We start from the raw sequence: 20968 nt of genomic DNA on the forward strand, positions 1-20968 counted from the left end.
ATGCCGATACAAGAAAAGACGCCACGACCGGAGGAATTTGCCGCGGTCGACTTGGGTTCAAACAGTTTCCATATGGTCATTGCGCGTGTGGTCGACGGCGCAATGCAGATCATCGGCCGCCTGAAACAGCGCGTGCACCTGGCAGATGGTCTGGACAGCAATAACATGCTGAGCGAAGAGGCGATGGAGCGCGGGCTGGCTTGCCTGTCGCTGTTCGCCGAGCGCCTGCAGGGCTTTGACCCGGCAAGCGTGTGCATTGTCGGTACGCACACGTTGCGCCAGGCGTTGAACGCCACAGAGTTTCTTAAACGCGCTGAAAAAGTGATCCCCTACCCGATTGAAATCATTCCAGGTAATGAAGAAGCGCGCCTGATTTTTATGGGCGTGGAACATACGCAGCCGGAAAAAGGCCGCAAGCTGGTGATCGATATCGGCGGCGGCTCTACCGAATTAGTGATCGGTGAGGATTTCGAGCCGAAGCTGGTGGAAAGCCGCCGTATGGGCTGCGTGAGCTTTGCGCAGATGTATTTTATGGGCGGCACGATTAACGGCGAAAACTTTCGCCGTGCGCGCATGGCGGCAACACAGAAGCTGGAGTCGCTGGCGTGGCAGTTCCGCATTCAGGGCTGGAATGTCGCGCTTGGCGCATCCGGCAGCATTAAAGCCGCCCACGAAGTGCTGATCGCCTCCGGCGAGAAAGACGGATTTATCACCCCGGAACGGCTGGAGAAGCTGGTCGCCGAAGTGCTGAAATATAAAAGTTTCAGCGAACTGAGCCTGCCAGGCCTTTCCGAAGAGCGTAAAGCGGTGTTTGTACCGGGGCTGGCTATTCTTTGCGGCGTGTTCGATGCGCTGGCGATCCGCGAGCTGCGCCTTTCCGACGGCGCACTGCGCGAAGGCGTGCTGTATGAGATGGAAGGCCGCTTCCGCCATCAGGACATTCGCAGCCGTACCGCGCAAAGTCTCGCCAGTCAGTACAATATTGACCGTGAACAGGCGCGACGCGTGCTGGAAACCACTACCCAGATCTACGATCAATGGCTGGCGCAAAACTCGAAGCTCGCTAACCCGCAACTGGCTGCGTTGCTGAAATGGGCTGCGATGCTGCACGAAGTAGGGCTAAATATTAACCACAGCGGGATGCACCGCCATTCGGCGTACATTCTGCAAAACAGCGATCTGCCCGGTTTTAATCAGGAGCAACAGCTGATGATGGCGACGCTGGTGCGCTGCCACCGTAAAGCTATCAAGCTTGATGATTTGCCGCGCTTTACGCTGTTTAAAAAGAAACAGTATTTGCCGCTGGTGCAGATTTTACGTCTTGGCGTGCTGCTGAATAACCAGCGCCAGGCGACCACTACGCCGCCGACATTGCGCCTGACAACCGATGCCAATCACTGGACACTCAGCTTCCCGCACGACTGGTTCAGCCAGAACGCGCTGGTGTTGCTGGATCTGGAAAAAGAGCAGGAATACTGGGAAGCCGTAACCGGCTGGCGACTGAAAATCGAAGAAGAGCGCTCTCCGGAAGTGGCGGCCTGAGCCGCCCGTTCGCTACTTGTTAACCAGCGTCTCCAGCGGCGCTGGCTTACCAATCAGATACCCCTGTAAATAATCGATACCCAGCGCGATTGCCGCGCTGCGTATCTCTTCGCTTTCCACATACTCCGCCACCACCAGCATTTTTTTCATCCGCGCCAGATGGCAAATCGACGCCACAATCTGATAATCCAGACTGTTGGAGACAATATTGCGGATAAAACTGCCGTCGATTTTCAGGATATCGGCATTGACGGTTTTCAGCCGCGCATAGCTGGCATAACCGGTGCCAAAATCATCAATCGCCACCCGGCACCCCATCTGTTGCAGTTGCCCCAGCGTCTGATTGGCCTGCTGGAGATTGGTCATGGAGTTGCTTTCGGTGATCTCAAAGATCACTTGCCAGGCCTCAATGCGGTATTTCCGCAATAAACGTCGAACTTCCTGGGCAAACTGCGTGCGGCAGATTGAGGCCGGAGAGAGGTTAATGGAAAAACGCTGGGCAGGCAGTTTTTCGCGGTTTTGCGCCATAAACATCAGTACATGTTCGATCACCCATAAATCGATGCGCGACGACAAACCGAACTCATGTGCGACAGGTAAAAATGCATCCGGACTGATGTTGTCGCCGTTCTCTTCACGCATGCGCAGCAGGATTTCATAGTAGTCATCGCCACGTACACCATGAATCAACTGTGCCATCAGGATAAAATGATTCTTCTCCAGCGCCAGCTGCAGGCGATTCATCATATCCACTTTGCTCTTCAGGCTGCGTTGCAGATTCGCCGCGCCCCGGTTTTGTAAATTTTCCGGGTGGTTGGTCGCCAGCGATAAATCGGCGATGGTGCTCATTTCACCGAGCAGCAAATAGAGGTGTTTCACCGGCGAGCGCACATAGCAGTAACTCAGCCCCACCTGCGGCTGCAGCGGCATATCATCCCAGATAAAACGGAACTGCTTAATGCGTGCGTCCAGCTCCTCAATGCGCGTCAGGTGCGATTGGGTATTCAGGCGAATCGCCAGATCGTGCCCGGAGAGTTGATACACGCTCTCTTCCACCGACAGCAGCGGCCTGAGCCAGTCCGCCATCCGCTGTTTGTACTGAATGCGCAGCAGCACGCCATAGTTGCGCCCCAGCAGTTCCAGCTCCGGCACGCGTAGAAAACAGAGCACCGACCACGGCGTTTCCGCCAGCGCCCGGCTCAGCGCGCGCAGGTTGGGCATATTGGTCACCGGATCAATAAACGCCAGACGGCGGGCGCGATCGTTAGCCACTCTCTGGCGTGTCGCCATCAACGCCATGGCGAGGATGATGAAGGAGAACACCAGGTAACTTGATGAGGCGATCGCCAGTTGCACGTCGTAAGCAGGAAACCACGGCAAATAACGGTAAAAAAAGTGAATAGAGATGACCAGTAACGGTGTCCAGACCAGCGACATAAAACGGTAGCCGTAGCGCATCGATCCCCACAGCATCACCGGCAACAGAAGTGAAAGCGTGTAGTTGGTGCTGAAAATGGAACTGTTTTTATTTAGCGGCATCAGTAACAGCAGCAAAATGCCAATCACCACAGCGAACCAGATGACGATCTCAACGCGCGTGACTTTGCGATCAAACTCGTGGCGCATTTGCGATAACCACGAAATCGCGTAGCGCGGATGGCGAATAACCCGGATCAACAAATAGCTAAACGGCACCCCAGTCATTGTCCCGACCAGTAGCGCCTGGTAATTGATGAGCATCGGCACATTCCATGTCAGCGCGCCGCTGTCGCTTGTCGCCCGATCGTAAATATTCATCCAGACGCCCAACTCAAGAATGATCAGATAAATCGACGCCGGACAGAGCACCTGCCAGAAAATACGCTGGGAAACCAGCAATGCCGTACCGTAAGCCACCCGGTGTCGGCGGGTGACAAAAATGCGGTAACCCGCCCAGCTAAGTATTATGGGCAGCAGCAAATGCGTGCCTTTGCTGACCATTTCCAGCGGCGGCGCGGGCCAATAATGGCAGATCAGCGCCAGCACAATGCCCGGCAGCGCCGCCGAGCCATAAAACATCATCAGGACGATCAGTAACGCCATCGGCAGATAATAGAGAATGACCGCCTGACCAGAAACGGTGGTAAATGTATTAGCAAGGCTAAACAGTGGATACAAAACAACAGGCGTGATGAGCGGCAAAGCCCACCACTGATCTTTCAGGCGATAATATTTTTGAATAAGTGTCATAGATGCTCGATTACCCAACCCAGATCCTGGCGGGTGTTTCAGGCAGGTATCCGACCCGACTGTGCTGCGCAACGGTGAAGTGCCAGTTTGTTAACAAACAGAAATTCTAATTGCGGACATTATCCGTTAATTGATTTGCATCAAAAAAATTCGCCTGACCGTTTTAATTCCCCGCTTTGCGCGCATTATCGCCCATTTTTCATTGCCCACGTAAATATTTAATTTATCTTATATAATTTCTGGTGATAATTTAATCATTGTGATTTTGCGCCGGGCTTAATTGACCTGACTAAAAGAGTGTGCATTAATGTCGCTGTCGCCCGGAAATCGGGTATTCCTAAAGGAACCATTGTGAGTCAGGCAACCAGTATGCGAAAACGACATCGATTTGACAGTCGCATGACCCGTATCGTACTTCTTATCAGCTTTATCTTTTTCTTCGGCCGCTTCGTCTATTCCTCTATTGGCGCCTGGTACCACCATCAGGATAAAAGCCAGTCGCAACACATCAGCCAGACTATCGACCCCACCGCACAACGCTAATTTTTGTCCAGTTTTGCTTGCACGCCTTACCGCGTGGGTTTGCGCTCGTCTGTGCAACGGTTCTCGCCCATTGCACAAACGCATTGCTTATCTGTCAAGGTTTAACCAGCGCTCTTCCAGCCGCGCCAGCGCCGTGTAGGCTTCGCCAAGACCAACCGCCAGCCTGAACCCTTCCGGCCAGTCGCCGGTGGCGGAGATGCCTTCACTTTCCAGCCGACGAACAAACCGCAAGCGACCATAATCCGAGACGCACTCAGAAAGAATTATAGCGATTTGCCTACGTTTAATAGTTACGCCAAAGGTGAATTTACGCAGCATCCGCATGTCTTTAATCCCGCCGCGCACAGATTGAATAAAGGTGAACGCCACATACGCCGCCAGCAACGCGAGCAGCAATGAGAATGTGGCTTTAAATACCGGCTCCGCCATCGGGTATTGAGAGGCATAATGAATCGCGCTAAAAACAAGCGCGACGCCTAACACAGACGTGGCGAGAATCGACAGCGCGGCCAGCCACTTTTTCGGGTTAAGCAAATCATTAATTTTGCTGCGTACAAACCGGCAGATAGCCACCCAATCGAGCAACATCAAACTGAGTAGCACATTCACGGCCGCCAGCCAGCCGTTATAAACAGCATGCCCGCTGAAGAGGTAAAACGGTATCGCTGCCAGCGCCAGTGCCGGGGAAAACAGCCCGACCACACTGGTCACCAACAGAATGACGAAACACATCACCCGAAATAACACCATGGTGCCGGATAAAAAACCCTTATCAACAAAGGGCACCGTCGCGCGAGGCGCAGGGTTATCACCGCCCGCTTTTTTCGCTTTCTCTTTCTGCGCCGTGCGCCCCGCTTTTGCGAACAGTAAGATCGGTGCAGTAACAGCTGCCGCATAACTCGCGCTAAAAAAGGTGATAAACGGTAATGTGATGACGAGTAGCGCCGTGCTGGTGAGTGCCGCTTTCATGCTCCACAGGCGCATCCGGGCAATGCGATAAACGCCACTTAACGCATCGGACAACGCCAGGCTAAGCAGAATATTTTTGCGCCCCCGCCAGAAGTTGGTTTCCGAAATATTCAGCACGTATTTCTTAATCCCCTCTTCCAGTTCAGGATCCATTTTCGGCAAATGGCGACAGGCGCGAAAAGCGGTCTCCTGCAACCAGCCATCCTCACCGGCAATCGCGGCGGCCAGCACCGGCGCTGCGCGCGATTCTGAAAGCAGCCCGGTGGCTTCCAGGCAAATTTTCGCCAGCAGGATGTTATCGCCCGTTTTAACGTGCTGTATTACAAAGGCAGAGAGCGCCTCTTCGAACGGTTGCAGCACCTCGCGGCGGGAACCAAAAGCGTCAATCAAAAAGCGCAGGCAGTGAATAGCGCGGATGCGCTGACTTGCATCCGTGAAATAGCGTTGGATCTCATTCCAGCAAAGATTTGCCAGCCGTTGAGCCTCGGTTTCGCTGCACAACTGGGCATACAGCACCAGCGCGTCACGGCCACGCGAATCGGTAGGAATGTGCGAATCCGGCACTTCCGCAGGCTGCTGCAAAAAGCGAATAGTGACGAAATACTCCAGAAAACGGCGATGAACAAAGGCAAACGACTTCTCATCACCCGGGGTTACTCTGGCAATACGGGCAAAACGCAGGAGCTCCAGCACCGTGTCCACATGTTCTGAATTGAAATAGCGGCGGATCACTTTCACCGGTGCTTCAAGGCCAAAGGTCGAGGAACGAAAAACAAACCACGCGATATCCGTCGCCACCTCTATCACCTCACGAGAGGAGATCCCCGCATCGTGCAACTCCTGTTTGCAGAGCTGTATCCGGCTGTCGATATAATTTTTATAAATCTCAGCCTGATTGACCGGCAATGTCTCGTTAACCGCGATCCATTCGCCAAGAAGCGCCATCATAAACGGGTTACGCACCAGCGGGATCAGGTCGAGGCGGTGGCTGAATAACGTATTTCGCACCTGCTCATTAAATTGCGGATACCGACTAAGCGCTTCTGAAATACCGGCTTCGGAAAGTGGGCGGATTTCCAGCACCTTATCCGCCAGAAACGCACGCGTCGGCTGGCGGAAAACGCGCGAAGCTAAAACGCCCCGTGAGGCCGGGTGTGTGGTAATAAAGCGCGAGATAACCGTGGATAACGAATCGATGACCGTCGAGCTTTCGCTGGCGTCCAGCAACTCGGAGATCTCATCAAACGAGTCGAAGATAAAAAATAAGCGACCGGTACGCCACAGGTCATGAAAGTAGCCATTAACAAAATCTCGCGTGTAGGCGTCACCACGTCGGACGAGGTTTTTAATGACAAACTCTTCCAGATCTTCCACCGAGAACTCTTTGCGACCGCCAGCGACAATGCTGCCAGGTACCCACTCGCGCAGGTTGATATAAATCGGCACACGGTGCGTCTTTTTAACCTCCAGCAACATGTCTCTGGCAAGCTTGCGCAGCGCCACGCTCTTGCCGGAACCCGGCGCGCCCAGAATCAAAAACGACCGCGAGGTTCTGTCTTTGCGGATCGCGTCTTGCAGCCCAAGGATCTTTTTACGGGAAGCAACACCTTTCGCTTTGCGGATCTCAACCTCGGCTTCCAGTTCGGTGTAGTACTCAGGGCTCCAGTTACTGCTCTCGTCAATTGACGTGAGATCCTGCTGCAACATGTTGCAGAACACCTCCAGCTTTCGCGCAAAACGATCTTCCGGAAAATCCTTTTTCAGCGGCGTCGGATGCCCACCGCCAACGCTTCGATCGCGCAGGCAAAAGAACACAATGCCAACAATGATGACAACACTGGCAAGGAGCCACGGCGAAGGCTGGCTGATAAGCTGGATATTCTTCAGCCACACAGGCGCATTTTGCAGCACCGGCAATGACCAGATAGTTGGTAACAGCGTATTTAACGCGCTGGAGCCGCTCCCAATGATGCCCAACCCAAGCACCAGCACCAGCACGCGTATCTTGTTCGCACCATACCCGGCGGGCATCAGCAATGGGCGCGTGAAATAGAGCATCAGGCAGATAAACACGGCAACAGAAGCCGCATTAAACCACGAAGAATAGAGCCCGGTTCCCACCACGAAGCACAATGCCAGTGCAAGGAGGAGTAAAACGAATTTTTGACTACCCGACATGTGAGTCCCTTCTTTGTTCTTGTGACGCCTTTTGCAATGAAACAGCACTATAACGCCTCCGCTACCGCAAGCCGGAAGCAAACTACCTGATTTGGTGGGGGGTGGTATGAGGGCAAAAGCCTGATGCGCTTCGGCGAGCAATAAGCGCGGCGCTTTCACCGTGCATGCGGTGTCTTTAATCCGCAACAGCGCGACGGGTGAGGATCGCTTTCACATAGTGCTCAATCACAATGTGATGTTCCCGATTGATGCGGGCAATAAAGACCTGCAGGGAATCGTTTGTTGAGTGGAGCGTATCCGCAATCAATTTATCGAAATCGCGTTGCGTGAAACGGGCATTTCCCTTTAGCGTCGAATGCTGAAGTAGCGTATGTGCAATGATTTCGAGCGCGGCGCGTCGGTAGTTATCGGCAAGCAGAACATCCAGATCGCGTTGGCGAATAGCAAAGCTAAAATCGAAACTGACAAACCCGGAATCGACCGGCAGCGAGTATGTCAGCCGTTCGCCTTCCTGCCAGACCTGCGGCTCATAGCCATCCCCCATTCGCTTTACTGACTGCATAGCGCTCCCCGTTCAGCACAGTGGATATTTCACTTACCATAAATTGCGAAGAACATAGCGTAAAGCCATCACTAATGGCAGTGGCCCTCATGGCGAATGTAAGCGATCCTGTTAGCAGGCAGAGTAAATAATCACAGGAAAAAAATGAATCCAGAAAGCAGCGAACTCCCGCCTTTAGCGTGGCCAGAATTTACCGACGAGACAGCCCGGCTGGCCTGGTGGCGCGCCTGCATCCAGGCCTGGCGTGAACAGTGGAATAACCCGGCGCCAGTAGCGCCAGTTAACGCCAAAGAGATTGACGCGCTTGAACAACGCCTGGGCTGTGCGCTCCCGCCGTTGCTGCGTCGCTACCATGAAACGCTCGGCGCACTCGAACTGGCAGAAAGGTTGTGCAGCGTCACGCCCGCGAAATACGCCAGCATTGAACCGCTTCTGGCTGCGTATCCCGGCATTCATGACATTCTCGAAGGTGCGTCAGATGCCGCGTCGCAATGGGCGCTGGTCAATCAGTTGATCGCCTTTGGCGACTACCTGGGCAACGGCAATTTGTGGTGCTTTCACCGGGAAACCGGCGAAGTGTGGTATTTCGATCACGACAGCTCGCCGATGCTGACGCAGATTTTCACCGATGTGGGCCAGTACCTCGACGTGTTGATGTTCAAATGCCTGCTGGAAGCCCACGGCGAGGAAGATAATGAGGATCTGCTGCGCGAGCACCTGGGTGATGAGGTTGTGGAAAAGTGGATGTACTGAACAGCACTATAGGGGGAGTGCAGCTGCGATGTGGCAACGTCCGCGCCTTTTACAAGCGGTCTGTCATGGTTTCGATACTGTCGATAAATACGATGAATAGTGGGTCATCGGGTAGCGACTAACCATTAAAACATCAGCAACAAGGCAGGCATAAGCCTGCCTCTATTTTTTTGCAAAACGTTAGCTCAGTTTAAAAACGGCTACCGTCTCTTCCAGCAATTGAGACTGCTCTTTAAGCGAATGCGCTGCCGCCGATGCTTCTTCGACTAACGCGGCGTTTTGTTGCGTTACCGTGTCCATCTGCGCAACAGCCTGGTTTATCTGCTCAATACCGCGACTCTGCTCACCGGTCGAGAGCGCAATTTCCGCCATCAGTTCAGAAACCTGCTTAACGGTGCTGATAATGCGCTGCATGCTCTCGCCCGCCTGCGACACCCTTTCGCTCCCCAAAAGCACTTGTCGACCGGACTCTTCAATCAGCTCTTTGATCTCTTTTGCCGCGAGAGACGAACGCTGCGCCAGATTACGGACTTCGCTTGCCACGACGGCAAACCCGCGCCCCTGCTCGCCGGCTCTTGCCGCTTCAACCGCTGCGTTAAGTGCCAGGATATTGGTCTGGAAAGCAATGTCTTCGATTAAGGAGATAATGGTGTCTATTTTGCCAGAACTGGATTCGATCTCTTTCATCGACATCACCGCCTTTTCAACAATCGTATTCCCTTCCTGCGCGGAACTGCGCATCGCTGTCGCAAGGGTGTTTGCCTGTTGTGTGTTTTCGGAGGTGTGCTTAACCGTTGAAGTCAGCTGTTCCATGCTGGCTGCGGTCTGCCCAAGAGAAGCCGCTTGTTCTTCGGTACGGGCCGAGAGATCGGTATTACCGGCAGCGATTTCTTCTGCCGCGTGGGCCACGCTCTGACTGGAATTACGCACCTGGGCAATGATTTCCAGAAGGGCAAGGCGCATTTGCTCCAGTGAACCGAGCATGTCGCCAATCTCATCTTTAGAGCCGTAAACAACAGGCGTGTGCAACTCCCCTGCCGCCATTTTCTGGCAATGTAAGCGTGCGGCATCCAGCGGCGAAAGAACACGGCGACGCAGCAGGATAAAGATAGCGACAATGATCAAGGTAAACAGCAAAACGAAGACGCCAATGGTCACCACACTGTTTACGAAGCGATTCTGCGCGTCGTTGTTAAGGCGCTGGGCGTATTTTTCGCGAAAGGCCAGCAGGTTATCGAGTGTGATCTCAAACTGACGATCAAGCTGCGGGATCGTGGTGCTGACGAGCTGGTTGAAACGCGCCGTGTCGTTGTTGCTTGCGGCGTCCATCAATGGTCGCAACCCTTGATCTACATACGTTTGCCACGCCTGGCTGTAAGGCGCGGACAACGCCTCTTCACCCGCGACAGGTGGCGCAGCCTTGTAATTGTTGAACGCATCGGTCGCTTTTTGCATCACCGCTTTCGCGCTCTCAAGCGACGCATCCGCTTTCTGTTTGTCGCCCAGGGAGGCGTTAATCATGGCTTCCATCAGACGCACACGCAGTGTGCGGCTATGGTTAATCGGATCGATCACCGACAGCACGACGCGAATTTCTTTGTTCACATTATCCAGCGACTCGTTGCTGCGGGTCAGTGACCAAAGGTTGGAGGCAGAGCTGATGAGAAAGATACAAAGTAACAGGCTAAAAACGAGAAATGAGAAACGCCTAACTGACATATTTATTACCCTGGGTTGAGGTTATTTCATAAATTTCTGCCCCCGCTGAAAGGAGCATACCGAAGACAACTTATCGGCAATCTGGCGTTAAAATTTAATTTAAATCACATTACATATTTGAATCAAAGAGTTAGAAAGAGGGTGCTTGTGAGAAAGAAAATATGCTTAGGATTCACCAATTTATTCAAACTAGCGTTTCAAATATGTAGTTCCTGGAAATAACTATTCATCTGCGCGACGAGTCGAAGCCGAACAAAAAATGCACACTTTATTGCATCAAATGGAGGGCAAAAAATGGAATTTACGCACAAGGGTGAAATATAAGAGGTTGATAATTTAGAAGCAGATAATTAGGCACAGGTGATAGATTTCCCAAATTAGAAAAAAGACAAATGAGTTAAAATTCAAAATTAACCTTTTTGATATAGCGCCCGACTCAACTGTTTATAATAAACATTAAAATAATGTTTAAATAATTTTTTATAAAACTAACTTTGATTTCAATACTTATATTGTTAAATAGTCACATCAGATAAATACGAAGCATCTCCAGGTTATGATAAGAAATATACTTGATGGAAGTTATATGATTGTCCCCTTCAAAGGGATAAAAATATTTAATTGATCGCCAACAAATACCGCAAAAAGATCATATACAAAAACAAAAAAGCCCGCTTTCGCGGGCTTTATATTTCATATCTTCAGCAGGATCTGAATCTTATTCCCACTCAATCATATATACATATATAAAATTATTATAAAACAATGGATTGAAAATAAATCACATTACAATGCCATGAAAAATACCATGACATGAATATGCGCATGGGAGCAAGGCTGAATCGTAACGCAACGTGGCCCACCTTATGGTCGGCAAATAATCTCATGATTCCGCCAACAGCGCGGCGCGCATAAAGGTACGAAGTCCAGACTAGGCAGGGAGTAGAAGTTCGTTACCAGCGACAGGGATGGCAGACCTGGAGGAGCGGTCGTTCCGGTCCGGACGTCCGATTGCGAGCCAGAAGCGACTACTCACGTTTTGGGTGAACGACCGAGTCCAGCCCGAAGCTGAAATCGAGGGTTTAGAAGCAGACGGCTATCGTTTGAATTACTCCGCCTGCTTAAGCAGATTGGCTTGAATGAAATGTATGCCCTCCCATTAGGGGACCTCGAAGAGTATGCGCCAATCGTCATCGGGGTTAAAAGCATTAGGAGTTTCCTCCTCTGGGCACCATGAGCCAAAAAAGTCTTCCACATGCCCTTCTGACATTATGTGAAGAATGTTTGTTGGTGCTGGATGCTTTCTGGCTAAATACCCAATCCGATACCAATCCTCCTTGTCATGGAAGTGAATTCCATCGATCTCAATGTCGTATACATGTTGAGTAAAGTCTTGTTCAAGTTCGAATGAGTTAGTTACATGCTTTCCGATGGATGCTTCAAGTAGCTCAGACTGAAGCTGTGCCACCTCAAGAAAAAGTCGGCAGAATCTGTACACATCAAAGTCTGGTTTTTCGAAGTTGTCACCACTCGATGGTGCGCGGTAAGAAATAAGCTCTCTGAAGGCTTTTAGATGAATCGTTGAACTCTTTACCTGACTCGCAAGCTCCTTATTGAAATGTGCTAATGCATCGCAAGCGATATTGATCGTTTTTGTGTGGGTCGTTTGGAGAATTTCTCCGTTGTTCCATTTAACTTGCGGGCTTGTCAAAAGAATAGCGCGCAATGCATGCATGACCGTGTAATAACTCAGATATGAGACCACAGGGCGCAGGTTATTTTCCTCAGCGTACTTCAAACTCTGTGCCATAACGGAAGAGGCCAAAACCATCTTTGCTGCAAAAAATATTCTTACCGTCCATTCCGAATTTAGTTCTGAACTCCATTTCTTCGTTATGGTTGAAAACTGCTGCAATAGCTCGCTTGAACGTACCTGAACATCTGACTCTTCAGCGAAGCCAGGTATCTCCTGAAACTCGTACCACCAGTTGCGATTGGCATACCTATTTTGGCTGCCAATCATCTTTCTTACTGCAATATGTGTCATAGAAGTCTACTCAAGGGGCATAACATTTAATATAACGACTCGTCGGTCAGTCATATCATTATGTAGTGGCCAACTACAACTGGCCACCGCTATAGAGTTTTTCCTGTATCGTTTTTTTCCTGTATCGTTTTTCCGATTAGTTTAGTGGTAATCCACCATTATATTCATGCGGTCTGAGCGAGCTGAAATACCCAGCTATTTAGTCTGTGATCCCATGAGCTGCTACGCCAAAGTATATATCCTAGACACAAGGTGACCGCTTGTAACTGTTAGACACCTTTTGGGATCGGCTCCAATCGGCCATCATCAGCCGTTCGAACAAGGACCTTTAGCGCTGGCAACTCACGCTTAATAGTTATTTAAGCTGACAGGTATGAACATTGACAAAGGTCCAACAATTGAGCCGTCTCGCAACATGCTTATTCCGCTGTAAATCTCCCTAATGGGCTCGACCTCCGGTAGGCCATCCAACAGACGAGCATCACCCCGAGCAACCTTTACCAGATGCTCGAAGACCGAAAGCTCAACACCCACGAACGTCCCCGAGTGCACACCTAACCTGAAGGGATCACGGCTGCGGTGTGTGGCCTGCCCATTTTCTAAGTCAATTAACGGCTCGTTGGTATCATTTGCGTAATAGCCCCCAACGAAGTATCGCTGTTGGTCATCAAATGCGAACTTCCAGAGGGTTACTGGAATTCTGCTTTGCGACTCCAAACGCCTTGATCTTCTAATGGCGAGAGCCAAAAGAGGTTGGTCGATTTTCATCAGCGCATTACCGTAATGGCTGCAGATTATTTGTCCGGAGAGGCTGCGTGCAGTTTCTCCTGATAAAGGCTTCCGGCCCTCTGTGATTGGGTCTTCTGCAAACAACTTGGTCTGAACCTTGGGTGTGGATTCGGTTGCAAAGCGAGTGGCCACGATATGGCCTTTTACCCAAACAGCCTCGCCCTTGCTGTCCAACACCCGAACCCGCGTGAACTGTTTCCGCCAATCTCCAAACTGTTTCGTGTTGAACCCCACCGAAGTATAGCGTCCCTTGGCCTCTGCAAGTACGACGGAGCCTGCCCCGTCACTGCACAGGTAGTCAGGCATATCGCCTGGTGCGGTACGCTCTAAAGTAAATCCATGCAAATTCTCGCTTGTGTCATCGATCAAACGATCCAAATGTGCGAAGTATTTAATCCCCAAATGCTCATGCAGGAACCAGCGACAGAACGCCTGCCCCATCTCGCTGGATTTGGCTCGCTTGGCATTGGTTGAAGCGCCCACCCCCTCACCTTGAAATCGAAGCTCATCGTCAGGCACTAGGAATCTCATGTGCTCAAACTGGGCAGGATCCGGATTCGGGGGCTGAGTGCCGTAGGTGTCCAAGTAAAAGTGGTGATAGAGAGCGGCAAGGTCCAGATCAATAATCGTTTTCGGACTCTCTTCGCTCTCCCCTTGAAGTTTAGGAGGGATCGGCTTGTACTTGTTGAGTGCCAATTGCAGCTTTTTCTTCATGAAATTCTTTTGACTCCTTTTATGATTTGGCCGCATTTGATAGGAAGATGGGGGTCAACTGCCCACCCAACCCTCGCGTTTTCAAAAAAAACGACTGTCTCGCCAAGATGATCTCTGAATTTTGACTATATCGAAATTTTTTATAACAGTAAGCGTCAGCATGGTTCGAGTAATCAGATGCCAACGACGGAATATGAAAATTATTATCAACGGCTCAGAAGTGTCTAAATTATCCGTGGCGATTCAGTTATTATTAAACAGGGAGTTAATATAAACCGCAATCGAAAAGCTATGAAAAGTGCTATGCACAGTAAAAACATTTAAGAATATCGGATTAACCTCTATCAGGGCAAAGGCTGCCAATTGCTGCCTCTCCAAGATGACCAACTCACCTACATAAGCTGACGAGCAATCCCAACCAGCAGCTCCACAGCATAAGAAAATCGGCCTTGAAGAGCTCTTCCATTGCCACATCGTGACAACAGTCTTCATCAATCGCCCTCGCCCGTAGATGCTCTCATGCCTAAAATAGCCTGCTCAGGCCACTACATGTCCGCCCGTTTCTGCCCGCCACCATATGTCACGATTGATAGAAACCGGCCAAAAGCCTTCATCACTTAGCAACCGATGTTTGAACCGATTCAACGATGCAACCGGCTATTACCTCTGTTTAAATGCTTTCAATAGCTTCTCGGGCATGAAATACAGGTCACCACGCGCTCTAGTGCAGGCAACGTACAACTTGTTGCGCGTTTGCGGATTTGCTTCGTGTAGCCTTTCTGCTAAATAGTCTTTCCAGATACCCGGTCCCATCACAACGCAAACATCATTAAAGTGATCCATGCCCTTGCTCGCTCCCCAGTTCTCTGAGTAGCAGCCGTACTTGTAGTGTTCGCTCAAAAACAGCTTCACAATGGTGGGATCAGCGTGCAACAAGCTCGCTTGCTCTTGGTCATCAACCGTAATGATCCGGCTGACCCTTTGCTCATGAGCACCCATAGGGATTTGTAACTTTGCACTAATGAAGTCGCAGACCATTTTTGTGCATCGCCAGCTACAGCTCAAGGTTTCCTTGTCTACCGTGATGCCGACATCACGAAAGCGTTTCTCGTAACGGACAACATCGTCGTGGAGGTTGTTGTTTATCGTACCGTCTCTACTGGTATCAAAGGTATGTTGGTGGAAGTCACCGACGAACGTTACACCAATATTCGCTTGTGAAACCTCCAGCAGCAGGTTGAAGTCGTGGCCCGCAAAATCCTGTACCTCGTCAACGTAGAGGTGGTCGTAAAAGCGCTCCAGGCGAGCACGCACATCCGGTATAACCCCTACGACCTGTAGCAGTTTGGCGAGGCGGCAGTGATAGAGCCTCCCGCTGCCATCGCGATACCGATTGAAATCGTCTAAGCGGAAATGTCTATTGGGCGGACGCCTGAAATTTATACCTCTGGTCCCTAGCTTCAATTGCATCAAAGGCCTATAACAGAATCCATGCAGGAATGAGAAGTACGTAGTGAGTGTAATGTTGGGTGGGATCATCCCGAACTTCTGGATGATCCTGTTGCGCAGGTGCCGGTGATTGTTCTCCGTGTAAGTGACGATCAATGCCCGCTGCTCAAAGCTGAGCCTTTCAATGATCAGACTGGTTTTTCCAGATCCTGCGACGGAAAAAATTACGCTCTTATCCACCCAATCGCATCCTGTATATATTTCGGGACGATCAGCTCAGCGGACTTCTTAGTTAGCAACTCGAAAGCAGCATCCGCTTTATTTTTTAACATGTACTCTTGAACGGTCAGTTTTTTTCGACCTGCAGCGAAAAGGTCGTCGCATAGATGCTGATTGTCTCTGTAGAGACCTATTTCAAAGGTGCTTCGGTCAGGATTTGTATCGGCAAAGATCTGGGCCGATTCGTACAGGTAACCTTCGTAGTTCGTTACACAGTTCTGTTGGTAATCGCTGTCGTTATCCCGAATTGCGGCGATCCTGATACTCAGGAGCTTTCCGAGCTCCAGGTAGCGTTTGAAGCTCGTACCACCGATCGAGATGATGTGCACATTATCAACCTGAGGAGGATGGCCTGCCAACTGCTTGTAGAAGTGCTCCATGAGGATAAATTCTGCATCCCCCTCGACCAATATGACTCTCTTGGAGAGAGCGAGCTCAAGCACATTGTTATCGGGCGCTTTCATAAAGAAGTTTGCGGTGGGCTCCGACAGGTATTTCAAGCGTCCCGCCCCCCCTGCTCCAAGCAGTAACGCGTGGCGTAGATCGAGCCGAGCACAGATATGGCTACTGTGCGTCGTAATGAACAGCTGAGTGCCCGTCGTATCAGCCAGTCTTTCAACCAAGCGTTTCATATTCGTGTGGCTTAGATGGTTCTCGGGCTCCTCCAGTAGGAGCGCGTTCAAGCTCCCTTTTTCCTCATATTTCTTCAGGGCGAAATTAGTCTTGATAAAGCACTGTTCACCTTTGCCACGATTCTCAATAGGGATGCCGTCTTTAGTGATCACCAAGTCGGTTTCAAGGTTGGCGCGAGAACTTGTTCTCAAGGAAAACTGATAATCACCGAGCGCATTGTTCAATTCCTTCAGACTCTCTCGACTGAAAGCTTCTTTGCCTTGCCGATAGCGATTTTCGAGGCGGTAGCGATCCGGCGCATTGACATGGAATCCGAACAGTGTTCGGGTGTATTCACGAGCGGCGTATTCACTGTCGATACGAGAACTATCGATCATCAGGTGTTTGACCGGACGCCGGTAGCTGACGTGAGGTGCCCCGGCGAACGTTGAGAACTTGACACTGTAATATTCAAAAGGAAAGCTGTCCTTGTTTGCTTTGAGCAGATCGACAATTGTCTGGCCGAACTCTTCGATCAAGGGGACAATCGCCATGCGCAGGCCATCTGTCTGTATTCCAAGAACGTTTTGGGTACCGTAAAAACCTTGATCGTCCCCCTCTTCCAGAAAAACGTCCACGATGACTTCTGGAAGCAAATCCAGTCTTGCTGGCCCTGCCAAGAAATTCTGCACCGCCCCCTGATTCAGCAGGGCTTCATAGCCTATGTTTTCAACTCGACTGCGGCTTGCGCTAAGTGCCAGATCTAATGCCAATAGCACGCTGCTTTTACCCGTTTCGTTGTCGCCGATCAGTATGTTCTTGCCAGGGTCGAACTCAAGGGTCAGGTCGGCAATTCTTTTGAAATTTTTGATCACGATTTTTTTTATTGCCGGCATGTTAACTCCTTAACCTCTATGGCATCAGCTAAAGCACGTACCTTGTCCTAAAAACAGAAGCAAGTTTAACCACTTAAAGGGCGGTCCGTAAAAAGCTGTTACTTCGCAGCCTTAATTCAACAGTAAATATTGAATATTCCACCCCCTTTAAGAACAACTTTTCCCACTTTCGACATTCAAACCAGCTATGCTCCAACAGAGATGCTTCTATCTCAGCCCAACCGAGCAGCCTCTGCCGCTATGTGACCAGCCAGTGCAGATACGAATGCCCTGAGACTGGTCATGGACGATAGCTCAGTGAAATCACCAGTATTTACCGCGCCGCGCTCCGCTGCGATGACAGCGGCGGTCGTGTAAAGCTGCTCTTGAACCAGCCTCTGACACAACAGGTCGTACCGCTTGAGATATGATGCTCCCTTGAATTCATCAAACACAGGAAAATGTGGCGACGAGTCGCGAACGGGCTTGCGAGACTCCGGTGCATCTTCAACCATCATCATCCACCCTACAAATGGACGCGGTTGCTTCCCAAAAGCTTCTTCGCGGAAGGCTGTCCATAAATCATGGGCCGTCCCGATTGCTTCTTCAGTTCGGTTATTAAAGTTATTGCCGAACGAGGGTCCTACCTGGCTTTTCAGCTCAATTGCTGCAATCAATTCTCCTTTGTAGATAACTAATAGATCCCACAGCTTAGTTGGGCGGAAATATCCGGGAAGGGTCAACATCGCCCGGTTCTGGTAAATCTCAGCATGGGCTAGTCCATTAGCCTTTATGAGGTCTAGCACCAAGGCCAAGAACCCGTCCATATTCTTTCCAGCAGTGACACCCGCACGTTCGCCTTGGTCGGCCTTACCCGACTCAATTTGCTTTTGTCTTGCTGCTTCACGGTTGCCCCAAAATGCCTTTACGGCTTCGCGGGCTTTCTTTTCATAATCAACGAGATCGAGCGCCATTTATTCTCCATTTCCCCCAAGGGATGATTGTTCTTCCTGATTCAGACCATAAAGCTTAAACACCGCCCGATTACAGGCCTGAATGTCCCGTTTGATAGCCGCCTCAGCCAACTCGTGGCGTAGCATTTTAGGCACGTCAGCCCAAGACGGAATACGAATTCTGCGAAGGTACTGCGCCTGAAAACGCATGAATCCCCCCCGCATTTTCGTTGAATATGTCGCCACAAATAAGCGGCTGATGGCAGACAGTAGTACTGCCTGAAGGGCACGCAAGTCCCAATCATCTGAGGTGACGTAATAGAGGTTGTGATGAGGATATAGTTCGCCACCTTCATAAACGATATGAGCCTGCCCCTTGATATCAGGGATCAAAAGCTTTGGCCTCGCGGCCAATTTCGGAGTAATGCGATCAATCGTGCGATACCACTTGAGCGGGTTTTTCTGCGCACAATGACGTCCAGCAATCACACTACGTCTTGCTTCAAGATAGCTTCGCAAGAGTGGATATTCACCAAGTTCGACCAACCCGCCTTGCTCAGTAAAGGGGTTGATAACCCCCAGACCACGCCACTCAACTTCACCGCTCACGATGTCTTTGGTTGTTACCAGCGGCACTTTCCGGTCTTGCTCAACATTGAGTGCTTCAAAATCTCCGATAAACGCTTTGTCCGCACCTGTCGCAACACCAATCCCGACCTTGCACCCTACCTCTTCAAGCAGGGGAAAGTCTCTTTCCAAACGGCGAATAAGCGCCATTTGATCGAATGATTCCAGCAACCACGGCTCCGAACCATTGGTCACTTGAGCAAGCTCACGCGTCGGTCCGACTTCCTTAGGAAGAGAGTGGGCTGTGAGCAGACCAGACAATTCAGTCAGTGTTACCCGGTCAATAGCTGGCCGGTGAGCAATGCGAGTTGGCCCCGGCATTTCACGGCTGATGATAGTAATTGCTGGGTAGGCAATCACATCGGAGTGAAAGGCCTGAGTATCCACCATATCGACATAAACTTTTAGGTGGAACCTCTCAGCAACAAGGCTGCGAAGCGGTCCCCCATAGCGATTCTTCATCCAGCGATCCGCGCAAATGAAACCTAGGCTGCCACCATCCGACAAAACCGACAGAGATCGCTCGATGAATGGAATGTAAATATCTGCACGATCAAACATTGTCTTGTAACGACAGCGGTATTCAGCAAGTAATGGTGCGGGGATTAACTCCTGACGGACGTATGGTGGGTTACCAATGACGAAATCGAATTCCCCCTCCAAAGGAGTAAGCAGGAAATCGCCTTGCGACAGCCAACAACAAGCCAAGGCATTAGCATCATTCGAAGAGATGCCTTGATGCTTCAGCAGTTCGACAACTGCTGCCTGGGTGCTATAAAAGGTCTCGTGGTGCAATTCCACAGCCCGGATTGCATCGGCCAATTCCCCTAAAGCTGAACCGTTTGGCCTCGCCACCCGCCATGCAGCCAATAACCGCTCGATGATAGGTAATAGGAAGTCCCCAGCACCAAATGATGGCTCTAAAATTCTCTTCTTATAAAGCGGTTGATCCTCTGTGTAACCAGCCAAGTCGAGAATGAAATCCACCACCTCAGAGCGCGTGAAAATGGCCCCCCTGGCTTCGAGCCCCCCCTCTGTCGCCAATAACTCTATCGCTGATGTGACGGGACATACAGGTACTGCTATAGCTCCAGGAGCGACCTTGCTGCGCACGCTATCAGCGGCGTCTTGTTGTTGAGTCATCCAAAGTCCTCATTGGGGCGGCGTTATAACGCCGACATACTTGTAAAGGGTGGTTCGGGGCGAGCCATGGATCTGGCTAGATTGGCCACCAGAATATCTGGATAGCAAAGCAGAACTTCGTTCTCGCATACCCTACGGCCATCTAACATTGGCTCTTAGCTAATGACCGCCCACGTGCACGAGTTGATATCACTCGGACCCACATCTGTTTTAGCTAGTTCACACTGCATTTGGTTTGCTTGATACAAGTCCCAAAACTAATCGACGGTAGAAATGCGGATGATATCAAATGCAGGGATTCACTAATATCTCCGAAAAAATTGACTGATATACTAACACGAATTGATGCGTCCAGACACACAGGTACAAAGCCCTGTATACCTTTATAAAACAATAGCTTCTTAGGTGGGTATAGTAATTCCACAAGCCTATGACCTGTGTTATTTATTACTGAACAGCCCCAAACAGGAACGAGTGCTTTTATGACACTTGAGGGGCAACTGGTTCATGACATATGGCGTAGCCACCGATGGATTACTTCCGTCGTTCCTTCTGTTGATCTTGCAACTTCTGCAGATTGCTCCAAAAATCCTCATCAGTACCAAATACGGCAGCAAGAATGCGAGTATCGTCATTTGTAAGACGACGCAAGCCGCAGAGAATATCGTCAATATACTGCTTGCAGCTACCCATAGCTTCCGCCAGTTCATCATTAGACATGTTCAGCGGTTTCAAAAATTCTTCTGTCAGAATTTCTCCTACTGTCACAGGACCGGCGGTATCTGCTTTTGTGTAGTATGCAAGAATCTCTGAACGCCCCTGCTCATACGTAAGCTCACCTGAAATAATACGTGCCTTAATGGACTCGTACAGTGGCGTACCACTGGGGTCCATTCCTTCAAGTCTCAGGGAAGCCTCTGCTTTGCGGAAGCCCTCAATACGTAACCGTGTATAGGGAGTCCTGGACATGTTTTTCCTTTGAATT

Annotated in this window: 15 protein-coding genes; 3 read left to right on the top strand and 12 right to left on the bottom strand. The window is 50.5% G+C overall.

Annotated elements, in window-relative coordinates; genetic code table 11:
* Complete coding sequence (ppx, locus tag IP581_RS16555) at positions 1-1542, top strand: exopolyphosphatase (protein WP_086870813.1); 1542 nt, start codon at positions 1-3, stop codon at positions 1540-1542.
* 12 nt (positions 1543-1554) lie between these two features.
* Here the strand turns inward: ppx and IP581_RS16560 are convergent, their stop codons facing one another.
* Positions 1555-3771: an EAL domain-containing protein gene (locus IP581_RS16560; RefSeq protein ID WP_193820883.1), complete on the bottom strand. Its 2217-nt coding sequence runs from the start codon at positions 3769-3771 to the stop codon at positions 1555-1557.
* A 351-nt stretch (positions 3772-4122) separates the two neighbouring features.
* On the opposite strand from IP581_RS16560, the gene IP581_RS16565 reads away from it, so the two are divergent.
* On the top strand, positions 4123-4314 hold the full coding sequence (locus IP581_RS16565) for a YfgG family protein (protein WP_086870809.1): 192 nt from the start codon (positions 4123-4125) through the stop codon (positions 4312-4314).
* An 87-nt stretch (positions 4315-4401) separates the two neighbouring features.
* Here IP581_RS16565 and IP581_RS16570 read toward each other — a convergent pair whose 3' ends face one another.
* Both IP581_RS16570 and IP581_RS16575 read right to left on the bottom strand, forming a co-directional pair.
* A complete protein-coding gene (locus IP581_RS16570; protein ID WP_193820884.1) occupies positions 4402-7461 on the bottom strand; it encodes an NACHT domain-containing protein in 3060 nt (1019 codons plus the stop codon).
* A 175-nt stretch (positions 7462-7636) separates the two neighbouring features.
* Positions 7637-8023 (bottom strand): hypothetical protein, encoded by a 387-nt coding sequence (locus tag IP581_RS16575; protein ID WP_193820885.1) that lies wholly within the window; start codon positions 8021-8023, stop codon positions 7637-7639.
* A 144-nt stretch (positions 8024-8167) separates the two neighbouring features.
* Here IP581_RS16575 and IP581_RS16580 point away from each other — a divergent pair, with 144 nt between their 5' ends.
* Positions 8168-8776 (top strand): SMI1/KNR4 family protein, encoded by a 609-nt coding sequence (locus IP581_RS16580; RefSeq protein ID WP_193820886.1) that lies wholly within the window; start codon positions 8168-8170, stop codon positions 8774-8776.
* 180 nt (positions 8777-8956) lie between these two features.
* Here IP581_RS16580 and IP581_RS16585 read toward each other — a convergent pair whose 3' ends face one another.
* From IP581_RS16585 to IP581_RS16625, 9 genes are all read right to left on the bottom strand, one after another.
* Positions 8957-10495 carry a methyl-accepting chemotaxis protein gene (locus tag IP581_RS16585; protein ID WP_193820887.1) on the bottom strand — a complete coding sequence of 513 codons (1539 nt, stop codon included), beginning with the start codon at positions 10493-10495 and terminating at the stop codon, positions 8957-8959.
* Positions 10496-11654: 1159 nt separating this feature from the next.
* On the bottom strand, positions 11655-12542 hold the full coding sequence (locus tag IP581_RS16590; RefSeq protein ID WP_170999170.1) for a hypothetical protein: 888 nt from the start codon (positions 12540-12542) through the stop codon (positions 11655-11657).
* A 348-nt stretch (positions 12543-12890) separates the two neighbouring features.
* Positions 12891-14045, bottom strand: a complete 1155-nt coding sequence (locus tag IP581_RS16595; RefSeq protein ID WP_193820888.1) for a hypothetical protein — start codon at positions 14043-14045, stop codon at positions 12891-12893.
* Between the two features lie 243 nt (positions 14046-14288).
* Positions 14289-14537: a hypothetical protein gene (locus tag IP581_RS16600; protein ID WP_193820889.1), complete on the bottom strand. Its 249-nt coding sequence runs from the start codon at positions 14535-14537 to the stop codon at positions 14289-14291.
* Between the two features lie 168 nt (positions 14538-14705).
* The gene (locus IP581_RS16605) at positions 14706-15734 is read right to left on the bottom strand and encodes a DEAD/DEAH box helicase family protein (protein ID WP_193820890.1); all 1029 of its coding nucleotides are present in this window, start codon (positions 15732-15734) and stop codon (positions 14706-14708) included.
* On the bottom strand, positions 15719-17281 hold the full coding sequence (locus IP581_RS16610; RefSeq protein ID WP_193820891.1) for an ATP-dependent nuclease: 1563 nt from the start codon (positions 17279-17281) through the stop codon (positions 15719-15721). The genes IP581_RS16605 and IP581_RS16610 overlap by 16 nt, the downstream gene beginning before the upstream one ends.
* A gap of 212 nt (positions 17282-17493) precedes the next feature.
* Positions 17494-18234: a PaeR7I family type II restriction endonuclease gene (locus IP581_RS16615; protein WP_137659228.1), complete on the bottom strand. Its 741-nt coding sequence runs from the start codon at positions 18232-18234 to the stop codon at positions 17494-17496.
* Positions 18235-19983, bottom strand: coding sequence for an Eco57I restriction-modification methylase domain-containing protein (locus IP581_RS16620; RefSeq protein ID WP_193820892.1), 1749 nt, complete (start codon positions 19981-19983; stop codon positions 18235-18237).
* A 534-nt stretch (positions 19984-20517) separates the two neighbouring features.
* Complete coding sequence (locus IP581_RS16625) at positions 20518-20952, bottom strand: HigA family addiction module antitoxin (protein WP_193820893.1); 435 nt, start codon at positions 20950-20952, stop codon at positions 20518-20520.
* Positions 20953-20968 lie beyond the last annotated feature (16 nt).

Origin of the sequence: Kosakonia pseudosacchari, from assembly GCF_015167415.1 — a bacterium.
GTDB classification, from domain to species: domain Bacteria; phylum Pseudomonadota; class Gammaproteobacteria; order Enterobacterales; family Enterobacteriaceae; genus Kosakonia; species Kosakonia pseudosacchari.